The organism is Streptomyces sp. NBC_00400 (assembly GCF_036048035.1).
Classification (GTDB): domain Bacteria; phylum Actinomycetota; class Actinomycetes; order Streptomycetales; family Streptomycetaceae; genus Streptomyces.
Map to the genome: position 1 here is coordinate 7,301,198 of NZ_CP107940.1, position 24,869 is coordinate 7,326,066.

Below are 24,869 nucleotides of genomic sequence, written 5' to 3' on the forward strand. Positions count from 1 at the left end.
GCCGACACGGCCGACATGTGCGCCGGCGCGTGCGGGGCGACCGGCTCCGGATGCGCCGGTCCGCCGCCCGCACCCGCCGCGGTGTGTATCAGTCGCCGACCCTGGCGACCAGGACGCAGGCGTCGTCCTCGCGATCGGTGCTGCCGAACTCCTCGACGACGATGCGGACGCCGTCCTGGGCGCTGCGGGCCGCGGCGAACCGCGGTGCCAGGGCGAGGAGCCGTTCGGTGCCTTCGTGGAGGGCTTCCGCGCCATGCGTATGGCGGGGGACGAGGCCATCGGTGTGCAGGACGAGCAGGTCACCGGGCTCCAGTTGCTCGGTGCGCTGGGTGTAGGACGCACCCGAGGTCGCCCCGAGCAGGACACCCTCGGGCGGGTCCAGCGCGCGCCCCGTGCCGCCGCGGAACAGCAGCGGTGCGGGGTGCCCGGCCTGGGCCCACTCCAGGGTCCGCGCAGCGGCGTCGAAGCGGCCGCACACCGTGCTGCCCAGCGCCGGCTGAGCGGCGGTGTCCAGCAGTTGGTTGAGGAAGCACATCAGGGGCCCCGGCCGGTGGCCGGCGACGGCCATACCGCGCAGCGCGCCGAGCACCATCGCCATCCCGGACGTTGCCGTGACGCCGTGCCCGGTGAGATCACCGACGCTCAACAGCGTGGTGCCGTCCGGGAGTTGCAGCGCGTCGTACCAGCCCCCGCCGACCAGGGCGCGGGTGCCGGACGGCAGATACCGCCCGGCGAGGTCGAGGGCTACGGGACCGCCTTGCGGGAACCGCAGGGAGCCGCGCCACGGGGGGAGCACGGCCTCCTGCAGCTCGACCGCAAGCCGGTGCTCGGTCTGCGCGATATGCCGCTCACGGTGCAGCGAGTCACGGGTCTCGCGTACCGCCTGCTGGCTGCGCCGCAGCTCGCTGACGTCCCGCAGCACGGCCCACATACAGGCGGTACTGCCGTCGGCGTCGAGCACCGGCTCGCCCACCATGTGCACCGTGCGCAGGCTTGCGTCCGGGCGCACGATGCGGAATTCGCCGTCGATCGGGCGGCCGTCCACCAGGCAGTCGGTGACCATCGTGGCCAGCCCCTCCTGGTCGTCGGCGTGGACCAGGGACGGCAGCTCGTCGAGGGTGAGCGGGCCGTCGGACGGCGCCCTGCCGAACATCGCGAACAGCTCGTCGGACCAGCTGACCTCGTCGGTGAGGAGGTTCCACTCGGCGCTGCCCACCCGGCGCAGCAGCGCGCCGCGTTCATGGGGCGCGGGCTCCGGCGGTGCCGACGGCGGCCCGGCCTCCGGCGCGTCCTCCTCGCTGTCCTCGCTCTCGGCGGGCAGGCCCTCTCTCAGCTGGTCGAGGTGGCCCCCGAGGTCGTCGAGGTGATGCACGGCGAGATCGCACAGCGCCCGCTGCCAGCGCAGCTGCGGGTCGGCGGGGAGGCCGGTGTCCACCCCGGACTCCCTGCGCACCGCATCGAGGTCACCGCGCAGGCGGCGGGCCTGCGTGATAAGTGACTCGACCGTGTCGCGCTCGGGGGGCCGGTCTGCTGGGTGATCCGCGAAGAGAGGGGACGGCATGACGTACTCCGTGATCAGGCGGCGCCGGGCTGAAGGGCCGGTAACGACTGTTGCACAGGCGGCGACCGTCCGTAAGGGATTTGGCACTACCCGATACGGTGGTGCATCTGGCATATGCCCCCGGCTTTCCGGGGCAATCCCGGGGCGAATCGGCGGAATGACAGCTTCCAAGCTAGGCTTCGGCCGCTGTACAGCAGGCGTTCCCGCCGATCCATGGTGGGAACGAGGCTTACGGCCCGCAGTCACCGGCAAGAATGCCGGTCAGCGGAAATCCCGTTGCCAGCCTGTCCCCCGCACCGGATGCTGACCTCATGTTCGATCCAGACATAGCGCCCAGTGGCACCCTGCTCGGCCTCCTGCAGCGAGGCCGCGGCGACGGGACCCTGCATGCCCTCGCGGCGCCGCGGGCCGAGGCGCTCGCGGCACTCAACGACAGCGTGCTGCGCGATCCCCGTCGCGACTGGCAGGTCGAGAACCGCTCGCTCTACTACGCGCGCCTCTACATGCAGCTCGACGGTGCGCTCGAAGAGATCGAACGCCACCTCTTCCACCCCGACGACCTCGTCGACACGGGCGAGGAGCGCACCGGCCTCGCCCTGGCGGTCCTCGGCCACCTCGCCGCCTACGGCAAGGACGCCGCCCGTCTGCTGCTGCGCAGCTATGCCGCGGCGGGCAGCAACTGGCGCTGGGCCCTGGACGAGCTTGCGCTGCGTGACGACGACGCCGGGCTGATGACCCTCGCCCCCGCCGTCCTCGCCCGCTTCCCGGAGACCGAGGAGGGCGACGCCGAGCTGGCCGTCGCCGTCCGCGACGCCTTCGAGCCCCGGCCCTGGCGGCTGTGGGCCGAGGACCCCCGTTACGGCACGCGGCTGGCCGCCGCCGGGGAACAGGGCTCCTTCGACCGCTGGCAGCGGCAGATGCGGCCCCGGGGGCCGCGCCCCGGCTGGAGCGTGACCGAGGTGCTGCAGTGGGCCGAGGAGAGCCCGGAACAGGCGGGAGAGGAGCACCGCCACCTCGCCGCCGCCCGCTGCCTGGCCGCCGTCGCCGGGCCCGAGGACCGCCCCGAGCTGCTGCGCGCCGCGCGCAGCGCACCGGACGCGGCCCGCGCCGCCGTCCTGCACCACCTCGCCGGACGTGGCGATCCTGACGTGCTCGACCTGATCGAGGACGCGGTCGTCGACCCCTTCTCCTCCGAGCGGCTGGCCTTGGCGGCGCTCGCCGCCTTCGCGCGGATGCGCAGCGTGGCCGCCGTCGCGCGGGCCAGGGTCTGGGCGCCGCGCGCCGACCGGCTGGGTGCGGCCGCCGCCGCCATGCTCGCCCGCCGCGGCGGGCGGCGGGACGCCGAACCGGTGCTGGCCGCCCTGCGCCGGACCATCCGCGAGGAAGGGCCGGACGCCGACGGTCTGTGGGAGCTGGTCGACGGCACCGGACGCCTCGGGGTCGCCTGCGCCGCCCCCGTCCTGCGGCACATCTACCGCGAGACATCCTCCTCGCACCTGCGCGGACGGGCCGCCGGTGCGCTCGCCGCCACCGACCCCGGCTTCGCGGCCGGCTTCGCCGTCGAGTGCCTGTGGGACTGTGAGGAGACCACCAGGGAACTAGCCGCTCGGCACGCCGCCACCGGTGACGACCGGGTCGTCGAACAACTCCGCCGTCTCGCCGCGGACCCGGCCGAGGAGGCCGAGGTCCAAACGGCTGTGCGCAGCCGGATCGGACCCGAGTCCTAGGCTTTTCCCACGTTTTCGGCTTTCCCGCCGTTTCGCTGCGCTTTGCCTCGCCCCGTTTTCGGCTTTCCCGCCGTTTCGCCTGCGGCGGGCGGGGTCCGCTGCGCGGGGCTGTGGGTGCGGTGACGGGCCTGCGGGGCCTGGTGTGTGGACTGCTTCGCTTTACGTCCACACACCAGGCCCCTCCGGCCCGTCCCCTCCCGTGGGTGGGGAAGTGAATGTGGGTGGGGGCGGGCCACGGTCGTAGGCATTTCCACGTGTTCCACGAGCAGCACCGGGCCACCCACGCTCACTCCCACCGGCCTTCTTCCCACCCTCCAACGGGAGGGGACGGGCCGGAGCGGGTGGGGTGCCGGACGTAAAGCGAAGCAGTCCGGCACCCCACCCGCGCAGGCCCGTCACCGCACCCCGACAGCCCCGCGCAGCGGACCCGGCCCGCCGCCAGGCGCAACGGCGAGAAAGCCAAAAACGGGGCGGAAGCAAAGCGCAGCGGATCGGCCCGCCGCCAGGCGCAACGGCGAGAAAGCCAAAAACGGGGCGGAAGCAAAGCGCAGCGGATCGGCCCGCCGCCAGGCGCAACAAAGAGAAACCCCCACGGCGGGACAGCCGAAAACGTGGGGCACAAGCACATCGCAGCGGACGGTCATGGGACGTTCTCCGGCTGGAAAGATCCCTTTGGTCCCCTCCACGCACGGTGCGCCGACAACAGCGGTATGCGTGTCGCCCTGGTCACCGAATCCTTCCCGCCCGATGTCAACGGCGTCTCCCATTGCGCCCTGGAAACCGCCCGGCACCTCGTCCGGCGCGGCCACGATCCGCTGGTCATCGCGCCGCTCGGTGGCCCTTCGCCGGCCGCCGGTACGCACGAGAGTCCCTGCCCCGTCGTGCGGGTGCCCTCGATGCCGCTGCCCGGCTATCCGCAGGTGCGGATCGCGCTCCCCGGACGCCGGCTGTCCGCGGCGCTCGACGGGCACCGCCCCGATCTCGTCCACCTGGCCAGCCCGTTCGTGCTGGGCGCCCGCGGGATGGCGGCCGCCGCCCGCCGCCAGGTGCCCGCGATCGCCGTGTACCAGACCGATCTGGGCCGCTACGCCCGTACCTACCTGGGCGGCGGCGCGGCCACGGCCTGGCGCCGCATCCGGGCGGTGCACGGTGCCGCCGACCGCACCCTGGCGCCCTCCAGCGCGGCGCTGCTGGATCTGACCGAGCACGGTGTGCCCCGGGTCCATCTGTGGCCGCGCGGCGTCGACTCCGAGCGGTTCCACCCCGGGCGGCGCGACGCGGTGCTGCGCAGCTCACTCACCGCGGGCCGGGAGCTGCTGGTGGGGTACGTGGGACGGCTCGCGCCGGAGAAGGACGTAGGGCTGCTGGCCGAGACCTCGCGGCTGCCGGGCGTCCGCACCGTCGTCATCGGTGAGGGGCCCAGCGCCGCCGGGCTGCGGACCGCGCTGCCCGGGGTGCGCTTCCTCGGCCGCCGTACGGGTGATGAACTCGCCCGGCTCTACGCCTCGTTGGACATCTTTGTCCATACCGGGCCGCACGAGACCTTCTGTCAGACCGTGCAGGAGGCAATGGCCTCCGGTGTGCCGGTGGTGGCGCCCCGGGCGGGCGGCCCGCTCGACCTGGTGGACCACGACCGTACGGGGCTGCTGGTGACACCGGGGGACGGTGGCGCGTTCCGGGACGCGGTGCGCCTGCTCGCGGGCAGCGCCGAGCTGCGCGTCCGGTACGGCGCCGCGGGCCGCAGAGCCGTGGAGGACCGTACGTGGGAGGCGGTCGGCGACCAGCTCCTGGGTCACTACGAGGCCGTGCTGAGCGACCGGACGGCGGTGGCGGCATGAACGCGCGACACCCCCGTGGGGCGGGCCTGCGGATCGTCCGGATCGCCAACTTCGTCACGCCGGCCTCCGGTGGGCTGCGCACCGCGCTGCGGGAGCTCGGCGCGGGCTACCGGGCCGCCGGGCACGAGCCGGTGCTCATCGTGCCCGGACCGCCGGGGGCGGGCGGCCCGGACGGATGGTGTGACGAAGTCACCGCGCAGGGACGGGTGATCACCCTGCCGGGGCCGGAACTGCCCGGCAGCGGCGGCTACCGCGTGCTGACCGACCGCCGCAGGATCCAGCGGCTGCTGCACTCGCTGGCTCCCGACCGGCTGGAGGTCTCCGACCGGACGACGCTGCGTTGGACGGGGGAGTGGGCGCGCCGGGCCCGGATCCCCGCGGTGATGGTCTCGCACGAGAGCGTGGACGGGGTGCTGCGCACCTGGGGCGTACCGCAGCCGCTGGCCCGCGCCGCCGCTGACCGGCTCAACCGCCGTACGGCGCACGCCTACAGCCGGGTCGTGTGCACCACCGCATGGGCGGCGGCGGAATTCACCCGGGCCGGTGTGCGCAATGTGGTGCGCGCTCCGCTCGGTGTCGATCTCGCCGCCTGGCACCCCGGCTGCCGCAGCACGGAGCTGCGCCGGCGCTGGGCGGGCCGGGCGGAGGTCCTGCTGCTGCTCTGCTCCCGGCTGTCGCAGGAGAAGCGGCCGGGGCGGGCGCTGGACACGCTGGCGGAGCTGCGGCGGCGCGGGGTCGACGCGACGCTGGTGGTGGCCGGTGACGGGCCGCTGCGGCCCCGCCTGGAGGCCCGGGCACGGTCCGAACGGCTGCCCGCGGCGTTCCTCGGGCACCTCGCCGACCGGTCCCGGCTCGCCGCGCTGCAGGCCGGCGCCGATGTCGCACTGGCGCCGGGCCCGGCCGAGACCTTCGGGCTGGCCGCCCTGGAAGCGCTCGCCTGCGGTACCCCGGTGGTCGCCAGCGCGGCATCGGCGCTGGCGGGGCTGGTCGGCAGCGGCGGCGACACGGCGCTCGACGACGGGCCCTCGTTCGCCGATGCGGTCCAGCGCGTGCTGGCCCGGCCCGGTCCCGCCCGGCGCGCCGCCGCCCGCCGCCGCGCCGAAGGCTACGGCTGGCAGCCCGCCGTCGAGGCCTTCCTGGCGGCGCACGACGTGGCCGCCCCGCTCGACAGGCCGGTCACCGCCTCGCCCTTCCCGTCCCCGGCCGGCCCGCTGGGCGGGTGGTGACGGTGCGGCCCGAGGGAGCGGTGATACCGGGCGGCGGAGCAGTGAAACCGGACAGGGGAGTGGTGACACCGGACGCGCCGGCAGGGACACCGGACGGGGGAGCCGTGATCCCGGGGCAGGCGCCGGAGGGTGGCCGTTTCCCGGCCCCGGCCCGCTTCGTCGCGCTCGGCGACTCGCTGACCGAAGGGCTCGGTGACCCCGTACCGGGCGGCGGCTGGCGCGGGTGGGCGGCTCTGCTCGCCGGGGCGCTGGGCGAGCGGCCGGGCGGCGTGGAACTGGTGAACCTGGCGCGCAGCGGGGCGCTGGCGGCGGAGCTGGCCGAGCGGCAGTTGCCCGCGGCGCGCGACCTCGGGCCGCGCTTCGCCTCGCTCGTCGTCGGCGCGAACGACACCCTGCGCGCGGCCTTCGCCATCGAGCGGGTCGCGGCCGCGCTGGACCGGGCGCACGGCGCACTGAGCGCCGACGGGGCCGTGGTGCTGACGGCATGCCTGCCCGATCCGGGCCGGATGCTGGGCCTGCCCGCGCCGCTGGCGCGTCCGCTGGCCCGCCGGATGCGCGCCGTGAACACCGTCGTCCATGCGGTATCGGCGCGCTACCAGGGAGTTCATCTGCACCTCGCCGAACACCCCTGGGTCGCCGAACGTGCCTGCTGGAGCGTGGACCGGCTGCACCCCAGCGAGCGCGGCCACCGGCTGCTGGCCCGTGGTTTCCATACGGCGCTGACCGCGGCCGGCCTGCCCGTGGGACCGCCGCCCACGCTCACTCCCGACGGCCCGCCGCCGACCCGCGCCGGATCGGCCCGGTGGATGGCGACCCGCGGCACCCGCTGGGTCGCCGACCGGTGCACGGACCTGCTGCCCGGCCTGCTGGGTCTGGCACTCCAGGAGTGCCGGCACGGGTTGGCGGGATCCGGGCGGTTGCTGGACGCCGCGGCCGACCAGGCCACACGTACCGCGCTCGCCGCACTGGACGGGGCGGACAGGGCGGACGGGGCGAAGGGGTCGGAGGGGGCGGACGGGGCGAAGGGGGTGAAGGGGGCGAAGGGGGCGAAGGGGGCGAACGGGCCGTACGGGCCGGACAGGGCTGACGACCCGGCCAGGCCCGGCGGGTCAGGCGATGCCCGGCCGGGGAAAACCGCCGCGACGGTGAAGGGCGCTGCGACAATGACAGGATGACCGGACGCTGGGAGTTCTGGATCGACCGCGGTGGCACGTTCACGGACGTCGTCGGCAGGCGCCCGGACGGACGGCTGGTCACCGGCAAGCTGCTCTCGCACCACCCGGAGCGCTACCGCGACGCCGCGGTGGCCGGTATCCGGATGATGCTGGGGCTCGGCCCGGACGAACCGGTGCCCGCCGAGCGGGTCTCCGTCGTCAAGATGGGCACCACCGTCGCCACCAACGCCCTCCTGGAGCGCAAGGGCGAACCGACCGTGCTGCTGATCACCGAAGGGTTCCGGGACGCGCTGCGGATCGCCTACCAGAACCGGCCGCGGATCTTCGACCGGCACATCGTGCTGCCCGAGGCGCTGTACGACCGGGTGATCGAGGTGCCGGAGCGGATCGGCGCCCGTGGTGAGCCGGTCCGGCCGCTGGACGCCGACGCGGTCCGCCGGGCGCTGATCCGGGCCCGCGCGGACGGCCTGCGCAGCGCCGCCGTCGTCCTGCTGCACGGCTACCGCCACGCCGACCACGAACGAACCGTCGCCGAACTGGCCAGGCAGGCAGGGTTCTCCCAGGTCAGCTGCTCGCACGAGGTCAGCCCGCTGATGAAGCTGGTGCCGCGCGGCGACACCACCGTCGTCGACGCCTATCTCTCCCCGATCCTGGGCCGGTACGTCGACGACATCGCCGTCCAACTCCCCGGTATCCGGCTGATGTTCATGCAGTCCAACGGCGGACTGCGCAAGGCCGCACACTTCCGGGGCAAGGACGCGGTGCTGTCCGGGCCCGCGGGCGGCGTCGTCGGCATGGTGCGTACCGCCGCCGACGCGGGCGGCGGTCACGACCGGGTGATCGGGTTCGACATGGGCGGCACGTCCACCGATGTGTCGCACTACGCCGGTGAGTTCGAGCGGGTCTTCGGCAACGAGGTCGCGGGTGTACGGATGCGCGCGCCCATGATGAACATCCACACCGTCGCGGCCGGCGGCGGCTCCGTCCTGCACTTCGACGGCCGCCGCTACCGGGTCGGCCCCGACTCGGCCGGTGCGGACCCGGGGCCGGCGTGCTACCGGCGCGGCGGCCCGCTCACCGTCACGGACGCCCAGGTGATGCTCGGCCGCATCCAGCCCGCCCACTTCCCCGCGGTGTTCGGGCCGGACGGCGACCAGCCGCTGGACGCCGAGGTGGTCCGTACCCGCTTCGCCGAGCTGGCCGCGCGGGCCGCCGACGAGACCGGGGACGACCGCGGCCCCGAGGAGGTCGCGGCCGGCTTCCTCGACATCGCCGTGCTCAACATGGCCAACGCCGTCAAGAAGATCTCCGTCCAGCGCGGCCGCGACATCACCCGCTACGCCCTCACCAGCTTCGGCGGCGCCGGCGGCCAGCACGCCTGCGCCGTCGCCGACGCACTGGGCATCGACACGGTGCTCGTCCCGCCGCTGGCCGGGGTGCTCTCCGCGTACGGCATCGGGGTCGCCGACGCCACCGCGATGCGCGAGCAGGCCGTCGAGGCGGAGTTCACCGACCCCGCGGCCGTCGAGCGGGTGCACGAGGTGTGCGAGGTCCTTGCCGGACAGACCCGGCGCGAACTCCTCGACGACGGGGTGCCAAAGTCCTCGGTCACCACCCGGGCCCGGGTGCTGATCCGCTACGCCGGGACCGACTCCACCCTCGCCGTCCCGCTGGCCGACGCCGGCACCATGACCGCGGAATTCGTCCGGGCACACCGTGAGCGCTACGCCTTCACCATGGACAAACCGCTGGTGGCCGAGGCGGTGTCGGTCGAAGCGCTGGGCGCGGCCGGCGGCGCGGGCGGGTACGAGGCCCGGGCGGGCAGCAGGGAAGGAGAGCTGGCACCGGCCGCCACGGTACGGATGTACACGGCCGGCCGCCGGCAGGACACCGGCCTCTACCGCCGCACGGACCTGCGCCCCGGTGACACCCTCACCGGTCCGGCCGTCATCGCCGAGGAGGACGCGACCACGGTCCTCGACCCGGGCTGGCAGGCGGCCGCCGGCGAGAACGGGCACCTCCTGCTGACCCGGGCCCGCCCGCGCACCGGCCGGGTCGCCGTCGGCACCGAAGCCGACCCGGTGATGCTGGAGGTCTTCAACAGCCTCTTCATGGCCATCGCCGAGCAGATGGGCGTCCGGCTGGAGAACACCGCACACTCCGTCAACATCAAGGAGCGCCTGGACTTCTCCTGCGCCCTCTTCGAAGCCGACGGCAACCTGATCGCCAACGCCCCGCACATCCCCGTGCACCTGGGCTCGATGGGGGAGTCCATCAAGGAAGTGCTCCGGCGCCGCGGCGGCGAGATGCGGCCGGGCGACGTGTATGCGATCAACGACCCGTACCACGGGGGCACCCACCTCCCCGACGTCACCGTCGTCACCCCCGTCTTCGACACCGACGGGGACGAGCTGCTGTTCCTGGTGGCCTCGCGAGGCCACCACGCCGAGATCGGGGGCATCACCCCGGGCTCGATGCCCGCCTTCAGCAGCACCATCCAGGAGGAGGGCATCCTCTTCGACAACTGGCTGCTGGTGCGCGACGGCGAGCTGCGCGAGGACGCGACCCGCGACCTCCTCGCCGCCGGCCCCTACCCCTCCCGCGCCCCCGACGCCAACCTCGCCGATCTGCGTGCCCAGATCGCCGCCAACGAGAAGGGCATCCAGGAACTGCGGCGGATGACCGGCCAGTTCGGGCCGGCCGTCGTCCGGGCCTATATGGGGCACGTCCAGGACAACGCCGAGGAATCGGTGCGGCGCATCATCGCGCGGCTGTCGGACGGCAGCTGCCGCTACGAGACCGACAGCGGGGCCGAGATCCGGGTCGCGCTGACCGTCGACCGTGCCGCCCGCAGTGCGGTGGTGGACTTCGCCGGCACCTCGCCCCAGCAGCCGGGGAACGCCAATGCGCCCCGCTCGGTGGTGATGGCCGCCGTGCTGTACGTCTTCCGCACCCTGGTCGCCGACGACATCCCGCTCAACAGCGGCTGCCTCAAGCCCGTGGAGGTCCGCATCCCGGAGGGCTCGATGCTCGCGCCCGTCTTTCCGGCGGCCACCGTCGCGGGCAATGTGGAGACCTCCCAGGCGGTCACCGGCGCGCTCTACGCCGCGCTCGGTATCCAGGCCGAGGGCTCCGGCACGATGAACAACCTCACCTTCGGCAACGACCGGGTGCAGTACTACGAGACCGTCGCCAGCGGCTCGGGCGCGGGCGACGGCTTCGACGGCGCGGACGCCGTACAGACCCATATGACCAACTCCCGGCTGACCGACCCCGAAGTGCTGGAGTGGCGCTACCCCGTCCGCGTCGACGCCTTCGCCATCCGCGCCGGCAGCGGCGGCAGGGGCCGCTGGCACGGCGGCTGCGGCGTCGAGCGGCGGCTGCGCTTCCTGGAGCCGATGACCGTCGCCCTGCTGACCAACCACCGCAGGGTCGCGCCGTACGGCATGGCGGGCGGCGCCCCGGGCGCACTGGGCGCCAACTGGGTGGAACGGGCGGACGGTTCGCGGGTGGAACTGGCGGGCTGTGACGTGGCGGACGTCGGAGTGGACGACGTGCTGGTGCTGCGCACCCCGGGCGGCGGCGGATACGGGGCGGTGGGCGAGGGCTGACGGCTGCCGCCCGCCCCCTGCTACCGCATCCGGAGAAACCGGACCGGTGTCCCCGGTGCCGCCTGGGCCGCGGGGGCCAGGTAGCGCTCGGGGACGACGCCGATGACCGGGTAGCCGCCGGTCGTGGGGTGGTCGTGGAGGAAGAGGACCGGCAGGCCGTCGGGCGGGACCTGGAGGGCGCCCAGGGGCATGCCCTCGCTGGGGAGTTCGCCGCTGCGGGCGCGCTCCAGGGGCGGGCCCTCGGTGCGCAGGCCGATGCGGTTGCTGGCGGGGGAGACGCGGAAGCGGCCGGTGGCGAGGGTGTGCAGGCCGGCGGCGGTGAACCAGGCGTCGCGGGGGCCGGGAAGGAACGGCAGGACGAGCTCCGTCACCGGGCCGGCGTGCCAGACGGCGTCGGCGGTGGACGGCGGGCCGTGCGGGGTGCCCAGCGGGAGGACCGCTCCCTCGGTGAGCGGGTCGGGGCCCAGGCCGGAGAGCAGATCGGCGGCGCGGCTGCCGAGGACCGGTTCGGTGTCGATGCCCCCGGCGAAGGCGAGGTGGGAGCGCAGGCCGTGGGTGGCGGGCCCGGCGTCCAGGACGGCGCCCGCCGGGACGCGGACCGGCGCGCCCCAGGGGGCGGGGCGGCCGTCGACGGTCACCGGGCAGGGCGCGCCCGTGACGGCGACGGTGGTGGCCGTACGGACCCGCAGGGCGCAGCCGGTGAGCGTGGTCTCCAGGGCGGCGGCGGACTCGGGGTTGCCGACCAGGCGGTTGGCGAGCCGGTGCGCGGGCGCGTCGAGGGCGCCGGCCCGCGGCACACCGAGGTGGGCATGGCCGGGCCTGCCGAGGTCCTGGACGGTGGTGAGCGCACCGGCCCGGACGACCGAGAAGGCGCGGTCGGTCATCGGGCGGTCTCCTGCGGGACGAAACGGACACGGGTGCCGGGGGCGAGCAGGGCGGCCGGCTCGCGGCGCGGCTCCCACAGCACGGTGTCGGTGGTGCCGATCAACTGCCAGCCGCCGGGGGAGGAGCGCGGATAGACCCCGGTGTACGGGCCGGCCAGGGCGACCGAGCCGACCGGGACCTTCGTGCGGGGAGTGTCCCGGCGCGGTACGTGCAGCGGTTCGGGCAGTCCGGTCAGATAGCCGAAGCCCGGGGCGAAGCCGCAGAAGGCGACATGGAACTCCGTTGCGGAGTGCCGGCGCACCACCTCGTCGGGGGTGCAGTCCCACAGGGCGGCGACGTCGGCGAGGTCGGGGCCGTCGTAGCGGACCGGGATGTCCACGGTGGGCCGGTCGCCGGCGCGGAGCGGCAGGATGTCCCAGGCGGCGAGCTCGGCGAGGAGCCCGCGGGGGTCGGTGAGGCCGTCGAGGAGCACCGTACGGGCGGCCGGCACGATCTCCCGCAGCGGCGGCAGGGCGCCGTCGGCGGCCCGGCGCAGCAGTTCGGCGTGCAGCGCCTCGACCTCCTCGGCGCTGTCCAGCTCGATCAGCAGGCCGTGTTCACCGACCGGCAGCGGCCTCATGCGAAGCTCCGGATGTGCACGCCGGCCGCGGCCAGCTCGGACCGTACGCGCCGGGCGAGGTCGGCGGCGCCGGGGGTGTCACCGTGCAGACACAGCGAGCGGGCGGTGATGCCGACGCGGCGGCCGTCGCGGGAGGTGACGGTGTGGTCGCGGGCCATGCCGAGGGCCCGCTTGACGACCTCGTCGGCGTCGTGGACCACCGCGCCCGGTTCGCGGCGGGGGACGAGGGTGCCCTCGTCGGTGTAGGCGCGGTCGGCGAAGGCCTCGCCGACGACGGGCAGTCCGGCCCGCCGGGCGGCCTCGTGCAGCCGCGAGCCGGGCAGCCCGAGGACCGGCAGGCCGCCGCCCGCGGCGCGGATGCCGTCGATGACGGCAGCGGCCTGCTCCCCGTCGTGGACACAGCGGTTGTAGAGCGCGCCGTGCGGTTTGACGTAGCGGACCCGGGTCCCGGCGGCGCGCGCGAAGACGTCCAGCGCCCCGATCTGGTAGGTGATCTCGGCGGACAGCTCCTCCGGCGGCACCTCCATCGCGCGGCGGCCGAAGCCGGCCAGGTCGCGGTAGGAGACCTGGGCGCCGATGACCACACCGCGCTCGGCGGCGAGTTCACACACCCGGCGCATGGTGGCCGGGTCGCCGGCGTGGAAGCCGCAGGCGACATTGGCGCTGGTGACGACGGAGAGCAGGGCCTCGTCATCGGTGAGCTGCCAGCGGCCGAAGCCTTCCCCGAGGTCGGCGTTGAGGTCGATGACGGGAGGGGGCGCCGGGTCGCTCATGTGGGTCCGTTCCATGGGGCTCGGGGCCGGCCGGGCGTGCGGGGGCACCGGTGCGACGGCTCGGGCGCGGGCAGGGGCGGCGGGACGTTCCGGCCGGCCCGTATCCGTAGTGACTCTCCCCCGAGGGCACTCGAGCCGACCGGTGTCGAGGACAACGTAGAGGATTGTTCAACGATCCGACAAGAGGTGTTCGGGGTGCGATCACGGATGCGTTGTTTCGTTCTCCCATCTGGGATTGACTTTCGCTCATACGACTCCGGGACGGCCCCGACTGCCGCCCGGTACGGCGCGAGAGCGGGGAGCGGCATGGCGGGCGGAGCGGCGAAGAGCGACCAGAGGCGGCTCACCGAGGTCGCGAGCCTGGAAGGCGACCGTGCCCTGCTGGGGCGCTCCAGCACGGCCGAACGGGTCGCCGACATCCTGCGCGACCGGATCACCGAGGGCTACTTCCCGCCCGGCGCCCGGCTCTCGGAGGAGAGCATCGGCGGCGCGCTGGGCGTCTCGCGCAACACGCTGCGCGAGGCGTTCCGGCTGCTGACGCACGAGCGGCTGCTGGTGCACGAGCTCAACCGCGGGGTGTTCGTCCGGGTGGTGACGGTCGAGGACCTGGAGGACATCTACCGGGTGCGGATGCTCGTGGAGTGTGCGGCGGTACGGGGCCTGGGGCCGGGGCCCTACGACGCCGCGGCGACCGACACCATCGCGGCCATCGCGGCCGCGGTGGAGGCCGGCGAGGCGGCGTCCGAAGACCGGGAGTGGCAGGCGCTCTCGACCGCCAACATCCGCTTTCACCAGGCAGTCGTGGCCCTGGCGGGCAGCCCGCGCACGGATGAGCTGATGCGGGGAGTGCTCGCCGAGCTCCGGCTCGTCTTCCATGTCATGGCCGACCCCCGGCGCTTCCATGCGCCCTATTTGACCCGTAATAGGCAAATTATCGAGTCCCTGCAGGCGGGCGATACCGCCGAGGCCGAGCGACTGTTGCTGTCGTATCTGGAGGACTCGCGCACGCAGCTGTCGGGGGCGTACGCGCAGCGCATCGCGGAGGGGTGAGGCCCCGCGGGGGCGCCATGCCGCCCCTGGTGACACCCTCCGTGGAGGCCGCCTGAGATCCGCCCCGGCAGACCCCTTGTCGGATCGTTGAACAATCGCCTAACCTCCGCTGCAATCTCTTCATCTCCCTGTGGACCCGGGCGGGTCCCTGTACGCGGAAGGCGGATCCATGATCGTGCTCCTCGGCGTGCTCGTGGTCGTGATCGGCTTCGCCACGAAACGCAATCCCCTGCTGGTCGTGGGGGTGGCCGGCATCGTGACCGGCCTCCTCGGCGGGCTGTCGCCGGGCAAGGTGCTCGCCGCGTTCGGCGACGGCTTCGCCGGCAGCCGGGCGGTGACGATCTTCGCGATCACCCTCCCGGTCATCGGCCTCCTGGAGCGCTACGGCCTCCAGGAGCAGGCCCGCAACCTCATCGCCCGGTTCGCCGGGCTCACCACCGGACGTTTCCTGGCGCTCTACCTCGGTCTGCGGCAGATCGGCGCCGCGGTCGGGCTGACCAATGTCTTCGGCCCCGCCCAGACCGTCCGCCCGCTCGCCGTCCCGATGGCCGAGGGCGCGGCCGAGCGGAAATACGGCGAACTCCCGGACCGGACACGGGAGAAGGTCAGGTCGTTCGCCGCCAGCGCGGACAACGTCGGCCTCTTCTTCGGGGAGGACGTCTTCCTCGCCGTCGGCTCGATCCTGCTGATCACCGGCTTCGTCAACACCACCTACGGGACCCACCTCGAACCGCTGCAGCTCGCGCTGTGGGCGATCCCCACCGCCGTGTGCGCCTTCGTCGTCCACGGCTGGCGACTGCTGCGCCTGGACCGCCATTTGGAACGCGAACTGCTCACCGCCCATGTCCACGACACCGCCGAAGTGGAGGCCGCCAAGTGATCAAGGCAGAGTGGTTCTACTGGCTGGTGGGCCTCAGCTTCCTGGTGATGGCCGCCCAGATGGTCACCGACCGCAGCAACCCCAAGCGCCTGGGCACCGGCGCCTTCTGGGGCCTGATCGGTGCCGGCTTCTTCTACAGCAGCTGGGTCGTCACCAAGCAGGCGCCGGCCGAGCCGCTGGGCGCCGCGGTACTCGTCATGGCCTGCCTGGCCGGCTTCGGCTTCACCGGGCGCGGCACCCCGCGCACCACGACCTCCGAACAGCGCACCGCCGGCGCCGCCAAGCTCGGCAACAGGCTGTTCGTCCCCGCGCTCACCATCCCCGCCGTCGCCATGGCCTGCGCCATCGGCGTCAAGCACCTGTCCTTCGGGGGCGAGCCGGTCCTCCAGGAGGGCAGTGAGACCATCCTGGGCCTGGGGATCGGTGCCGTCGTCGCCCTCGTCGTCGCGATGATCATGCTCCGCGAGAAGCGGATCTCCGTGCCCGTGCAGTCCGGCCGCTCGATGCTCGAGGCGATGGGCTGGGCGATGCTGCTGCCCCAGATGCTGGCCACGCTGGGCGCCATCTTCCAGGTCTCCGGCGTCGGCGACCAGGTCGGCAAGCTCACCACCTCCGTCCTGCCCGAGGGCTCGCTCTACATCGCGGTCGTCGTCTACTGCGTGGGCATGTTCGCGTTCACCGTGATCATGGGCAACGGTTTCGCCGCCTTCCCTGTGATGACCGCCGCGGTCGGCTGGCCGGTCCTGATAGGCCACTTCGACGGCAACCCCGCCGCCGTCCTGGCCATCGGCATGCTCGCCGGCTTCTGCGGCACCCTGGTGACGCCCATGGCCGCCAACTTCAACATCGTTCCGGCGGCGCTGCTGGAGCTGAAGGACCAGTACGGACCGATCAAGGCGCAGCTGCCCACTGCGGGGATCCTGCTCGGCTGCAACATCCTGATCATGGCGCTGTTCGCCTTCTGACCCCCTGGGCCCATGGTGCCGCGCCCTGCGGCACCATGGGCCCGCCGCCTCCCGCCCCGCTTCCGACGCCGGACGCGCCCACCGCACCGCACCGAGGATGACCGTATGACCCGGGTACTGCTGACCGGATTTGCACCCTTCGACGGCGAATCCACCAACCCCTCCTGGCAGGCGGTCCGCGCCGCCGCCGACGAACCGCCCACCGGCATCGAGGCCTTCGCCGTCGAGCTTCCCTGCGTCTACGGAGCGTCGGTGGCGGTGCTGCGCGCCGCGATCGAGGAGACCCGCCCCGGGATAGTGGTGTGCGTCGGCCAGGCGGGCGGCCGTCCCGACATCACCGTCGAACGCGTCGCCGTCAACGTCGACGACGCCCGGATCCCCGATGCCTCGGGTGCCGAACCGGTCGACGAGCCGATCGTGCCCGGCGGCCCCGCCGCGTACTTCTCCACCCTGCCGGTCAAGGCGTGTGTGGCCGCCGTCCGCGCCGCCGGTCTGCCCGCCTCCGTCTCCAACACCGCGGGCACCTTCGTCTGCAACCACGTCTTCTACGGCCTCGCCCACCTCATCGCCACCGAACTGCCCGACCTGCGCGGCGGATTCGTCCACGTCCCCTACACACCGGACCAGGTCGTCGACCGCGCCCAGCCGTCGCTGCCGGCCGACGCGGCCGCCCGGGCGCTGCGGGAGATCGCGGTCACCGCCGCGCACACCCGCACCGATCTCCGGATCGCGGGAGGGGCAACCCATTGAGAATCCCGTTGAGCACCGGCACGGGCTCCGGCGCACCCGCCACGGGACCTGGCGCCGGGCCGCCGCGGGCCACGCCGTAGACTGACGCGCCGGCCCGGCGAGTGGTCCGTCAACGGATCCACCAGCGGTTCCACCCATGAACGGATCCGCGCCGTTTCGTCCGTTGTCAGTGCGACCGCCTACTCTGTGCGACGTGACTTTTTCCGCCCCGGGGCCCGCTGCGCCCCAGCTCAACGGGCCGAACCGGCCCGCGCCGGGCCCGGCAGCCGACGAAGGCCTGGCCCGTCGGCTGCGCGCCCTCGCGTGCACCGCGCCGCTGCACGACCTCGACGTGCGCAAGGCCAACCTCGCGGGCGAGTACGGGATCTACGCCATGGCGGAGGTGGCGCTCTCCGTCATCGATCTCGTCACCCTCCACATGGACTTCGACACCGGCGCCGACCATGAGGAGATAGTGGCGAAGGTCCTCCCGCGGATCGCCGCCCAGGCTCCCCGCCGTTCCACGGGCGAGCACGAGCGGGTGGCCCGCTGGGTGCTGGAGAACCTGATCAACGTCGGCAGCGTGGACCGCGGCTTCCGGGCCGTCTACGGCACCTTCAACACCGAGGGTCAGTACGTCCGACGCGACTACGACTTCAAGCTCATCGAGGAGGTCCCCGGCGCCGGCGGCACCGTCTTCCTGCGGGCCACCGACGAAGCGGTCAACGTCCTGGTCGGCGCGCTCGACACGGACGTCACCAGCGCCCAGATCGCCGCCGAGGTCAAGCTGGAGGTGCTGATCAACCGCGGCCGGCTGGCCGACGCCCAGCTCGCCGCCGAGCAGGCACGCTACCGCACCGTGCAGTACGCCGAGACGCTGCGCAGGACCCTGGACGCCACCCGCCGCAACGTCCGCGCCGTGGACTGGCTGGAGACCGTCCCGGACATGATCAACGAGGCGCTGGACCACGTCGCGGACCGCTACCGCCACGAGAACGCCATTCTGACGAACATCCGCAAGGCCCGGGACGAGACCGAGGAGCCCGAGCACAAGCGCCGCGCCGCCGAGCTCGTCGACATCGTCAAGGACTGCATCCGCCGCCACACCCAGCTCCAGTCCCGGCTGCTGGAGGCCGGACCGCTCTTCCGCGCCGAGCAGGACCGGCAGGCCTTCGCCACCCCCGTCGCCCGCTCCGGACTCGACCTCTACGGCCAGCTCGTCGCCCCCCTGCTGCCGCTCCCCGCAGAGCAGGCCATCCGCGTCACCGACGCCTTCTTCGCCCATGGCACGGGCCTGCGCACGCCCTCGGCCGTCCGGGTCGGCGACCTCGTCGAGGTGCTGCTCACCCCGCCCGTGGAGCGCGAGCACCTGGGCGCCGAGATGCCCGAGCCCGATCTGGTGGCGACGCCCGACGACAGCCGCTTCAGCGAGGCGCAGCTCGACGCCGCGATGACGCTGCTCGACCTGCCCGCCGACGCACCCCGAAGGCTCTCCGGACTGCTCGCCGACGCACGCCGCAGCGATCCCGAACTCCCCTATCTCGTCGCCCTGCTGGCGGTGCACGCCGCCAGCCCGCCGGTCGGTACGGCGTACCGGCAGGGCGAGCAGCAGCTGCTGTTCGCCGTCGACGACGGCACGGAGCTGACCGACCCCGAGTTCGGCGGCGCCGACCTCATCGTCGGCACGGCCCTGCTGGACTCCGCCGGAATGGCCGCGGACCGTTCGGAGGTGGCGTGATGGCGGACCGTGTCCAGGGCGGGCGGCCGGCGAGCGGCGTGGCGCGCCCGGTCCGGCAGGGTCCCGGCCCGACGCCGCCCGGCCGCCCGGTGTCGTGCCGGCCAGAGATTTCCGAGACCGTCCCCAGCAAGGAGCTTGTTCCGTGACCCAGTACGACGAGACGCCGCAGCCGGATCCGGCGTCCGCGGCCGGTGAACCGGGCTGGGGCGCACCCACCGCCGACACCGAACCGGCCGCGGCGGGACCCGCCCCCGAGTTCTCGGCTTCTGCTCCCCTCTCGCCTCCGCCCTCGCCGTCGCTCGACCGGGGGGACTCCCCTGAGCAGGGGCGGCCCCACCCCCTCACCCCGGCCGACGCCGCCGATGCCGCACGGTTGGTGTCCTTCGGCCTCCAGCCCAAGCTGCTGCCCGCCCGTGACGCCGAATACGGCGAACTGCTGCGCCGCTATCGCGACGAGCCCGCCTTCGCCCGGCTCGCCGACGCCGTCGCCACCGGACTCGGCCTGGTCGTCCTGGAGGTCTCCACCCGCGCCGGGATGGCCGTCACCGCCCATGAGGACTCCGTCTTCGCCGTACGGATGGGTGACTACGCGCGTCGCGCCTCCGCCGACTCCGCCGACCGCTTTCTGCACGGCCTGGCCCATCTCGCCGTCGCCGCACTGGCCTTCCCGCGTCCCGAAGACCTCGCCGACGACGGCTATATCGGCCGGATCACCGTCAACGGCGTCGACGCCTTCGTCCGGCAGGCCTGCCGTCGCCTGGAGGAGCGCGCCGAGCAGGAGGGCGAGAACACCGACCCGGCCACCGATGCCCCCGGCCTGGAATCCGCCTGGCGCCTCTACGCGCGGCGCAGCGCGACCGGCGCCACCAAGGACGCCCGCCGGCTGGCCGGTTCGACCACGGGCATCATCGCCAAGGCCGTCACGTTCCTCGTGGACTCCGGCTTCCTGCAGCGCACCGGCGATGACTCCGGTGGCGCCTACCGCACCACCGCCCGCTATCAGCTCCAGGTCCGCGACATGGCCGGCAGCGCCGCCATGGCCGAGTTGCTGGAGCTGGGCATCGTCCCCGTCGCCGACGGCAGCGCCGCGCTGCTGCCGGGCGAGGACACCGAAGACCTCGACCTGGTCGCGGACGCCGGACTGCCCTTCCACTCCGGATGACGGGCCGGCCCACGACCGCTGACCTTTCGGCCGGCGGGCCGGCGGGCCGGCGACCGCGCCGGCCTGCCGTCAACGACCGCCCGCCGACAACTGACCGCAGACGACCGACCGCCGCCGACCGCCTCTCGCTCCCCCCACCCCCGCCCCCTCCCCCGAAGGGGTAGGAGGGGGAGCGGCACCAGCCCTGCCCGACACGACAACTTCCGACACAACAACGAGAGTCCGCCATGTACGAGCTGTCCCGGGTCCGCCTCTACTCCATCGGGCCCGCCGGTGCGCGCTATGCCGACACCGTGCTGGACCTGCGCGGAGTCGGCGCGCCCGTACCCCGACCGGCCCCGGCCCAGGCGGACTTCTTCGAGGACGAACCGGTCGGCCCGCCGCGCCGCCCGGCGCCCGCGGGCGTGCTCTTCCTGGAGAACGGCGGCGGCAAGTCCGTCCTGCTCAAGCTGATCTTCTCGGTGATGCTGCCCGGCCACCGCAACACGCTCGGCGGCGCCAGCTCCGGCGTCCTGCGCAAATTCCTGCTCGCCGACGACTGCGGCCATGTCGCCCTGGAGTGGCAGCACGTCCTCACCGGCGAGAGCGTGGTCGTCGGCAAGGTCAGCGAATGGCGTGGCCGGCAGGTCTCCAACGACCCCCGGAAGTTTGCCGAGGCCTGGTACAGCTTCCGGCCCGGCCCGGGCATGAGCCTGGACTCCCTCCCCGTCGCCGAGGCCACCGTCGTCCGTCCCCGCCAGGAGAGCGGTGAGGGCAGCTCCGGAGCCCAGGGCCGCCGACGCACGATGAAGGGCTTCCGCGACGTCCTCACCGAGGCGGGGAAGAGCTACCCCAATCTGGACGTGGTCTGGGAGGAGACCCACGAGCGCTGGAACGTGCACCTCGGCGAGCTGGGCCTGGACCCGGAACTCTTCCGCTACCAGCGGGAGATGAACGCCGACGAGGGTGAGGCGGCCGGTCTCTTCGCGGTCAAGAACGACTCGGACTTCACCGACCTCCTCCTGCGCGCCGTCACGGACACCCGGGACACCGACGGCCTCGCCGACCTCGTGCACGGTTTCGCCCACAAGCTCGGCCGGCGCGCCGAACTCACCGCCGAACGGGACTTCACCGCCGGTTCCCTCGATCTGCTCTCCCGCATCGCCGACGCCGCCGAGCAGCGCGAACGTGCCCGTGAGGTGCATGCGGGCGCCGAGCGCCGCACCCGAGCCCTCGCCCAGCGGCTCTCTGCCCGCGGCACCGAGGAGCGCGGCCGCGCCGCCGAGCTGGCCGAACAGGTCGCCGCCGCGGCCCATCGCGTCACCGACGCCGAGCGGGGCCGCGAGCGCCGCTCCCTGGTCTCCGCCGAACTCGCCTACCGGCACGCCTCGCTGGCACTGGCCGCCGCGGAGAAGGGCGCCGCCGCCCAGCGCCGTGAGCTGAACGACGCCCGTACGCTGCACAGCGCCTGGCAGGCCGCCGAGACCGCGCTGCGGCACCGCGCCGCCGCCGACCGCTCGGCGCGGGTCGCCGCCGCCATCCGCGAGGCCGAGCGGGACGCCGCCCCCGCACTCGCCGCCCGGGCCACCGCTGCCGCCGACCTCGTACGTGCCCTGCACAGCGCGGCCGAGGCCGGCGAGCAGGTCGCCAACGAGGAGGAGGAACGCTCCGCGGCCCTCCAGGAGGCCGGTGAATCCGCGCACCGCGATGCCACCACGGCCGCCACCCACGCCCAGCGCGCCCGCAGCGAGGCCGACCACCTCAAACAGCGTCTGGCAGAGGTCACCGAGGAGACCGCCGAAGCCGTCCGGGCCGGCTGGCTGGACGACAGCGCCCCCGACGCCGACCCGGCCCGTGCCGCGCTCGCCGCCTCGGACGCCGAGAAGACCGCCGTCGAGGCCTGGGACTCGGCCCGGGAGACCGCCCGGCAGGCCATCGACCGCGCCCGCGAGGCCACCGCGCGGCACTCCGCCGCCGAGCTGGCGGCGGCCCGTGCCGACGACGCCGCGCAGGCCGCCGAGCGTGCCCACGACGCCGAGCGCCGGGCCGCCGAGTCCATCGGCGCCGAGCAGCGGCTCGCCGACCTCCTCGGGCTCCCGCAGTCCGGGACCAAGTCCCCGGGCGTACCCGGCCCCCGTACGGCCACGCCTGGCACGGACCCGGTCACCCCCCGCCGTCCCTCCGCAGGCCCGCTCACCGCCGAGGAGCTGGACCGCAACGCCGACGAGCTGCACGCCCTGCTGGAGGAGGGCGTCGCGGCCGCCGAACGGCAGCTGTTCGACCTGCGCACGGCCGCCGCCGACGATGCGCGGATCCTCGGCGCGCTGGGTGACGGCGGACTGCTGCCCCCGGGGCCCGATGTGCTGGCCGCCGTGGAATACCTCGGCGAGCACGGCGTCCCCGCGCTGCCCGGCTGGCGCTATCTCGCCCAGTCCGTCGACCCGGCCGACCACACCCGGGTGCTCGCCGCCCGCCCCGAGCTCGTCGACGGCGTGATCATCACCGACCCGGACACCCATGCGCGGGCCCGCGAAGTGCTCGCCCAGGCCGCGCTGCTGCCGCGCTCGGCCGTCGCGGTCGGTACCGCCGCCGCGCTGCTCGCGCCCACGCCCGCGCCCGAGGAGCAGGACTCCGGCGTCTTCCTCGTCCCGCCGAACCCGGCGATGCACGACGAGTCCGCCGCCGACGAGGAGCGCCAGGCGCTGCGGGCACGCGCCATAAAGCGCGACGACGAGATCCGGGCACTGGCCGCCCGGCTCGCCGGGGACCGGGCGCTGGCCGCCCGGCTCGGCTCGTGGCGGGCGGGCTGCCCGGCCGGCCGGCTCGCGGAACTGGCCACCGCCGCGGAAGAGACCGCCGCCGCGGCCGAGGAGGCCGCCGCCGAACTGGCCGAGGCCCGTGCCGCCCGCGCCGAGACCGAGGAGGTCGCGGCCGAGGCCACCCGGGTGCGCGACGAACGCCAGGAGGCCGCACAGCGCGCCCGCCGCGCCGCCGACCTGCTGGCCGGACTCGCCCACCGGCTGCGGGAGCGCGCCTCCTGGCAGTCCCGGATGCGTGAACTCGCCGATGAGGCGGCCGAGTTCGAGGCCCGCGCCGAGGAGTGCGTGGACCGCGCACGGGCCGCCGACGAGGACCGCAGGGCCGCCCAGCGCGCCGCCGACGATGCGCGCCGCACCGCCCGTGCGCTGCGCGCCGAGCGTGCCGAGATCGCCGGCGTACCGGACGAGGTGGGCGAGGCCCCGGAGAGCGCCGGCGCCTCGCTGCCCGCGCTGCGTGAGGCCTACCGCGCCGCCTCCCAGCTCTACGAGAAGGTGGGCGTCGGCGCCGACCTGCGCGCCGAACAGGCCCGCGCCGAGGGCGACGAGAGCGCCGCCCTGGCCGAGCTGAACCGCCTCACCAACAAGGTCCGCACCCGCGCGGAAGCGCTGCTGGAGAGCCCGGACGCCGCCGACGGCCCGTCCCGGCAGGCCGCCGCGGCGCGTGCCGAATCGCTGGTGCACATGCTGGAAACCCGCGCCTCGGCCGCCAGTGAACAGCTCGGCCGGCTGCGTGGCGAGGCCGAGCGGCTGGCCCCCACCGACGGCGAGGCACACACCGAACTGCCCGACGAGCTGGTGCCCAAGGACGCCGACCGCGCCAAGGAGCTGCTGCGCGCGGCCTCGGGTGAACTGGCCACCGCCACCGACACGCTGGAGGCCGCCCGGGCGCAGCACGAGGAGCTGCTGCGCGCCCACCGGGCCGCGGAGGACGCCGCGGGCGGCTTCGACGAGACCGCCGCCCTGCTGCGCGATCTGCTCCGCGACCACCAGGACGCCGAGGACGCCGCCGACGGACCGACCGAGCCGTACGCCGGCCGGGTGGAGGACGCCCGGCAGGCCGCCGCCGAGTCCCGCCGCTCGCTGCGCGGCTGCGCCGCCGACCTCTCCACCGCCGAGTCCGCGGTGCGCGAGGCGAGCGACATCCTCGTACGGCACGCCAACTCCACTCGCTACGAACAGGTCCGTACCCCCGCCCGGCAGCAGATCCGCGAACTGCCCGCCGCGGCCCTGCCGGACCATGCGGCCAAGTGGGCGGAGGCCTTCGCGCCCCGGCTGCGGGTGCTCACCGACGAGCTGGAGCAGCTGGAGCGCAACCGCGACTCCATCGTCGACCGGCTGCGCGGGCTGGTCGAGTCGTCGCTGACGACACTGCGCTCGGCCCAGCGGCTGTCCCGGCTGCCCGAGGGGCTGGGGGAGTGGTCCGGGCAGGAGTTCCTGCGGATCCGCTTCGAGGACCCCGACCAGGCCACGCTCGCCGAGCGGCTGGGCGAGGTGATCGACGAGGCGACCCGGGCGGCCGTCAAGAAGAACAGCGATCTGCGCCGGGACGGGATGTCCCTGCTGCTGCGCGGGGTCAGCGCGGCGCTGCAGCCGCGCGGGGTGGCCGTGGAGATCCTCAAGCCGGACGCGGTGCTGCGCGCCGAGCGGGTGCCGGTCGGGCAGATGGGCGATGTCTTCTCCGGCGGCCAGCTGCTGACCGCCGCCATCGCGCTGTACTGCACGATGGCGGCGCTGCGCAGCAACGACCGGGGCCGCGACAAGCAGCGGCACGCCGGCACGCTGTTCCTGGACAACCCCATCGGCCGCGCCAACGCGACCTATCTGCTGGAGCTCCAGCGCGCCGTCGCCGATGCGCTGGGCGTCCAGCTGCTTTACACCACCGGCCTCTTCGACACCACGGCCCTTGCCGAGTTCCCGCTGGTCATCCGGCTGCGCAATGACGCGGACCTGCGGGCCGGGCTGAAGTACATCAGCGTCGAGGAGCATCTGCGGCCGGGCCTGCCGCAGCCGGACCCCTCCGGTGAGGCGATCCACGGCCAGATCACGGCGACGCGGATGTACCGGCGTCCGGAGGATCAGGCTCCCGAGGAGGAGGCGGATCCGGCCACCGGGTGAGCCGCGGCACGGGAGGT

The 24,869-nt window shown here is 74.2% G+C and carries 16 protein-coding genes; 12 read left to right on the plus strand and 4 right to left on the minus strand.

The features are described 5' to 3' along the window. Nucleotides 1–88 precede the first annotated feature (88 nt). Nucleotides 89–1,561, minus strand: a complete 1,473-nt coding sequence (locus OHS81_RS32090; RefSeq protein WP_328389058.1) for a PP2C family protein-serine/threonine phosphatase — start codon at nt 1,559–1,561, stop codon at nt 89–91. Between the two features lie 311 nt (nt 1,562–1,872). Between OHS81_RS32090 and OHS81_RS32095 the strand changes: the two genes are divergently transcribed. The 5 genes from OHS81_RS32095 to OHS81_RS32115 all read left to right on the plus strand — a co-directional run bounded on the left by OHS81_RS32095 (nt 1,873) and on the right by OHS81_RS32115 (nt 11,138). Then, nucleotides 1,873–3,288, plus strand: coding sequence for a HEAT repeat domain-containing protein (locus OHS81_RS32095; RefSeq protein ID WP_328389060.1), 1,416 nt, complete (start codon nt 1,873–1,875; stop codon nt 3,286–3,288). Between the two features lie 710 nt (nt 3,289–3,998). Continuing rightward, nucleotides 3,999–5,126 carry a glycosyltransferase family 4 protein gene (locus OHS81_RS32100; RefSeq protein WP_328389062.1) on the plus strand — a complete coding sequence of 376 codons (1,128 nt, stop codon included), beginning with the start codon at nt 3,999–4,001 and terminating at the stop codon, nt 5,124–5,126. Further along, nucleotides 5,123–6,352 (plus strand): glycosyltransferase, encoded by a 1,230-nt coding sequence (locus tag OHS81_RS32105; RefSeq protein WP_328389064.1) that lies wholly within the window; start codon nt 5,123–5,125, stop codon nt 6,350–6,352. The genes OHS81_RS32100 and OHS81_RS32105 overlap by 4 nt, the downstream gene beginning before the upstream one ends. A 104-nt stretch (nt 6,353–6,456) precedes the next feature. Then, nucleotides 6,457–7,527, plus strand: a complete 1,071-nt coding sequence (locus OHS81_RS32110) for an SGNH/GDSL hydrolase family protein (protein ID WP_328389066.1) — start codon at nt 6,457–6,459, stop codon at nt 7,525–7,527. After that, entirely contained in the window at nt 7,524–11,138 is a 3,615-nt protein-coding gene (locus OHS81_RS32115) for a hydantoinase B/oxoprolinase family protein (RefSeq protein WP_328389069.1), read from the plus strand. The genes OHS81_RS32110 and OHS81_RS32115 overlap by 4 nt, the downstream gene beginning before the upstream one ends. 20 nt (nt 11,139–11,158) lie before the next feature. On the opposite strand, the gene OHS81_RS32120 is transcribed toward OHS81_RS32115, so the two are convergent. From OHS81_RS32120 to OHS81_RS32130, 3 genes are read right to left on the minus strand one after another with little or no spacing between them, the layout of a single operon-like run. Further along, nucleotides 11,159–12,022 (minus strand): biotin-dependent carboxyltransferase family protein, encoded by an 864-nt coding sequence (locus OHS81_RS32120; RefSeq protein ID WP_328389071.1) that lies wholly within the window; start codon nt 12,020–12,022, stop codon nt 11,159–11,161. Next, a complete protein-coding gene (gene pxpB / locus OHS81_RS32125; protein WP_328389073.1) occupies nt 12,019–12,642 on the minus strand; it encodes a 5-oxoprolinase subunit PxpB in 624 nt (207 codons plus the stop codon). The genes OHS81_RS32120 and pxpB overlap by 4 nt, the downstream gene beginning before the upstream one ends. Then, nucleotides 12,639–13,415, minus strand: a complete 777-nt coding sequence (locus OHS81_RS32130) for a LamB/YcsF family protein (protein ID WP_328389075.1) — start codon at nt 13,413–13,415, stop codon at nt 12,639–12,641. The genes pxpB and OHS81_RS32130 overlap by 4 nt, the downstream gene beginning before the upstream one ends. A gap of 306 nt (nt 13,416–13,721) precedes the next feature. Between OHS81_RS32130 and OHS81_RS32135 the strand changes: the two genes are divergently transcribed. From OHS81_RS32135 to OHS81_RS32165, 7 genes are all read left to right on the plus strand, one after another. Continuing rightward, nucleotides 13,722–14,465 carry a GntR family transcriptional regulator gene (locus OHS81_RS32135; RefSeq protein WP_328389077.1) on the plus strand — a complete coding sequence of 248 codons (744 nt, stop codon included), beginning with the start codon at nt 13,722–13,724 and terminating at the stop codon, nt 14,463–14,465. Nucleotides 14,466–14,634: 169 nt separating this feature from the next. Then, nucleotides 14,635–15,345, plus strand: a complete 711-nt coding sequence (locus tag OHS81_RS32140) for a DUF969 domain-containing protein (protein ID WP_328389079.1) — start codon at nt 14,635–14,637, stop codon at nt 15,343–15,345. Further along, entirely contained in the window at nt 15,342–16,310 is a 969-nt protein-coding gene (locus OHS81_RS32145; protein ID WP_328389081.1) for a DUF979 domain-containing protein, read from the plus strand. The genes OHS81_RS32140 and OHS81_RS32145 overlap by 4 nt, the downstream gene beginning before the upstream one ends. A 105-nt stretch (nt 16,311–16,415) precedes the next feature. Beyond that, nucleotides 16,416–17,060, plus strand: coding sequence for a pyroglutamyl-peptidase I (gene pcp, locus OHS81_RS32150; protein ID WP_328389083.1), 645 nt, complete (start codon nt 16,416–16,418; stop codon nt 17,058–17,060). 193 nt (nt 17,061–17,253) lie between these two features. Further along, the gene (locus OHS81_RS32155; protein ID WP_328389085.1) at nt 17,254–18,777 is read left to right on the plus strand and encodes a hypothetical protein; all 1,524 of its coding nucleotides are present in this window, start codon (nt 17,254–17,256) and stop codon (nt 18,775–18,777) included. Nucleotides 18,778–18,919: 142 nt separating this feature from the next. Then, on the plus strand, nt 18,920–19,939 hold the full coding sequence (locus OHS81_RS32160) for a hypothetical protein (RefSeq protein WP_328389087.1): 1,020 nt from the start codon (nt 18,920–18,922) through the stop codon (nt 19,937–19,939). 227 nt (nt 19,940–20,166) lie between these two features. Beyond that, nucleotides 20,167–24,852 (plus strand): hypothetical protein, encoded by a 4,686-nt coding sequence (locus OHS81_RS32165; RefSeq protein ID WP_328389089.1) that lies wholly within the window; start codon nt 20,167–20,169, stop codon nt 24,850–24,852. Nucleotides 24,853–24,869 lie beyond the last annotated feature (17 nt).

Excerpts from the sequence above, each read along its gene's own strand:
- OHS81_RS32090 (WP_328389058.1), bottom strand. The coding sequence starts at position 1,561 with ATGCCGTCCCCTCTCTTCGCGGATCACCCAGCAGACCGGCCCCCCGAG.
- OHS81_RS32095 (WP_328389060.1), top strand. The coding sequence starts at position 1,873 with ATGTTCGATCCAGACATAGCGCCCAGTGGCACCCTGCTCGGCCTCCTG.
- OHS81_RS32100 (WP_328389062.1), top strand. The coding sequence starts at position 3,999 with ATGCGTGTCGCCCTGGTCACCGAATCCTTCCCGCCCGATGTCAACGGC.
- OHS81_RS32105 (WP_328389064.1), top strand. The coding sequence starts at position 5,123 with ATGAACGCGCGACACCCCCGTGGGGCGGGCCTGCGGATCGTCCGGATC.
- OHS81_RS32115 (WP_328389069.1), top strand. The coding sequence starts at position 7,524 with ATGACCGGACGCTGGGAGTTCTGGATCGACCGCGGTGGCACGTTCACG.
- OHS81_RS32120 (WP_328389071.1), bottom strand. The coding sequence starts at position 12,022 with ATGACCGACCGCGCCTTCTCGGTCGTCCGGGCCGGTGCGCTCACCACC.
- pxpB (WP_328389073.1), bottom strand. The coding sequence starts at position 12,642 with ATGAGGCCGCTGCCGGTCGGTGAACACGGCCTGCTGATCGAGCTGGAC.
- OHS81_RS32130 (WP_328389075.1), bottom strand. The coding sequence starts at position 13,415 with ATGAGCGACCCGGCGCCCCCTCCCGTCATCGACCTCAACGCCGACCTC.
- OHS81_RS32135 (WP_328389077.1), top strand. The coding sequence starts at position 13,722 with ATGGCGGGCGGAGCGGCGAAGAGCGACCAGAGGCGGCTCACCGAGGTC.
- OHS81_RS32140 (WP_328389079.1), top strand. The coding sequence starts at position 14,635 with ATGATCGTGCTCCTCGGCGTGCTCGTGGTCGTGATCGGCTTCGCCACG.
- pcp (WP_328389083.1), top strand. The coding sequence starts at position 16,416 with ATGACCCGGGTACTGCTGACCGGATTTGCACCCTTCGACGGCGAATCC.
- OHS81_RS32165 (WP_328389089.1), top strand. The coding sequence starts at position 20,167 with ATGTACGAGCTGTCCCGGGTCCGCCTCTACTCCATCGGGCCCGCCGGT.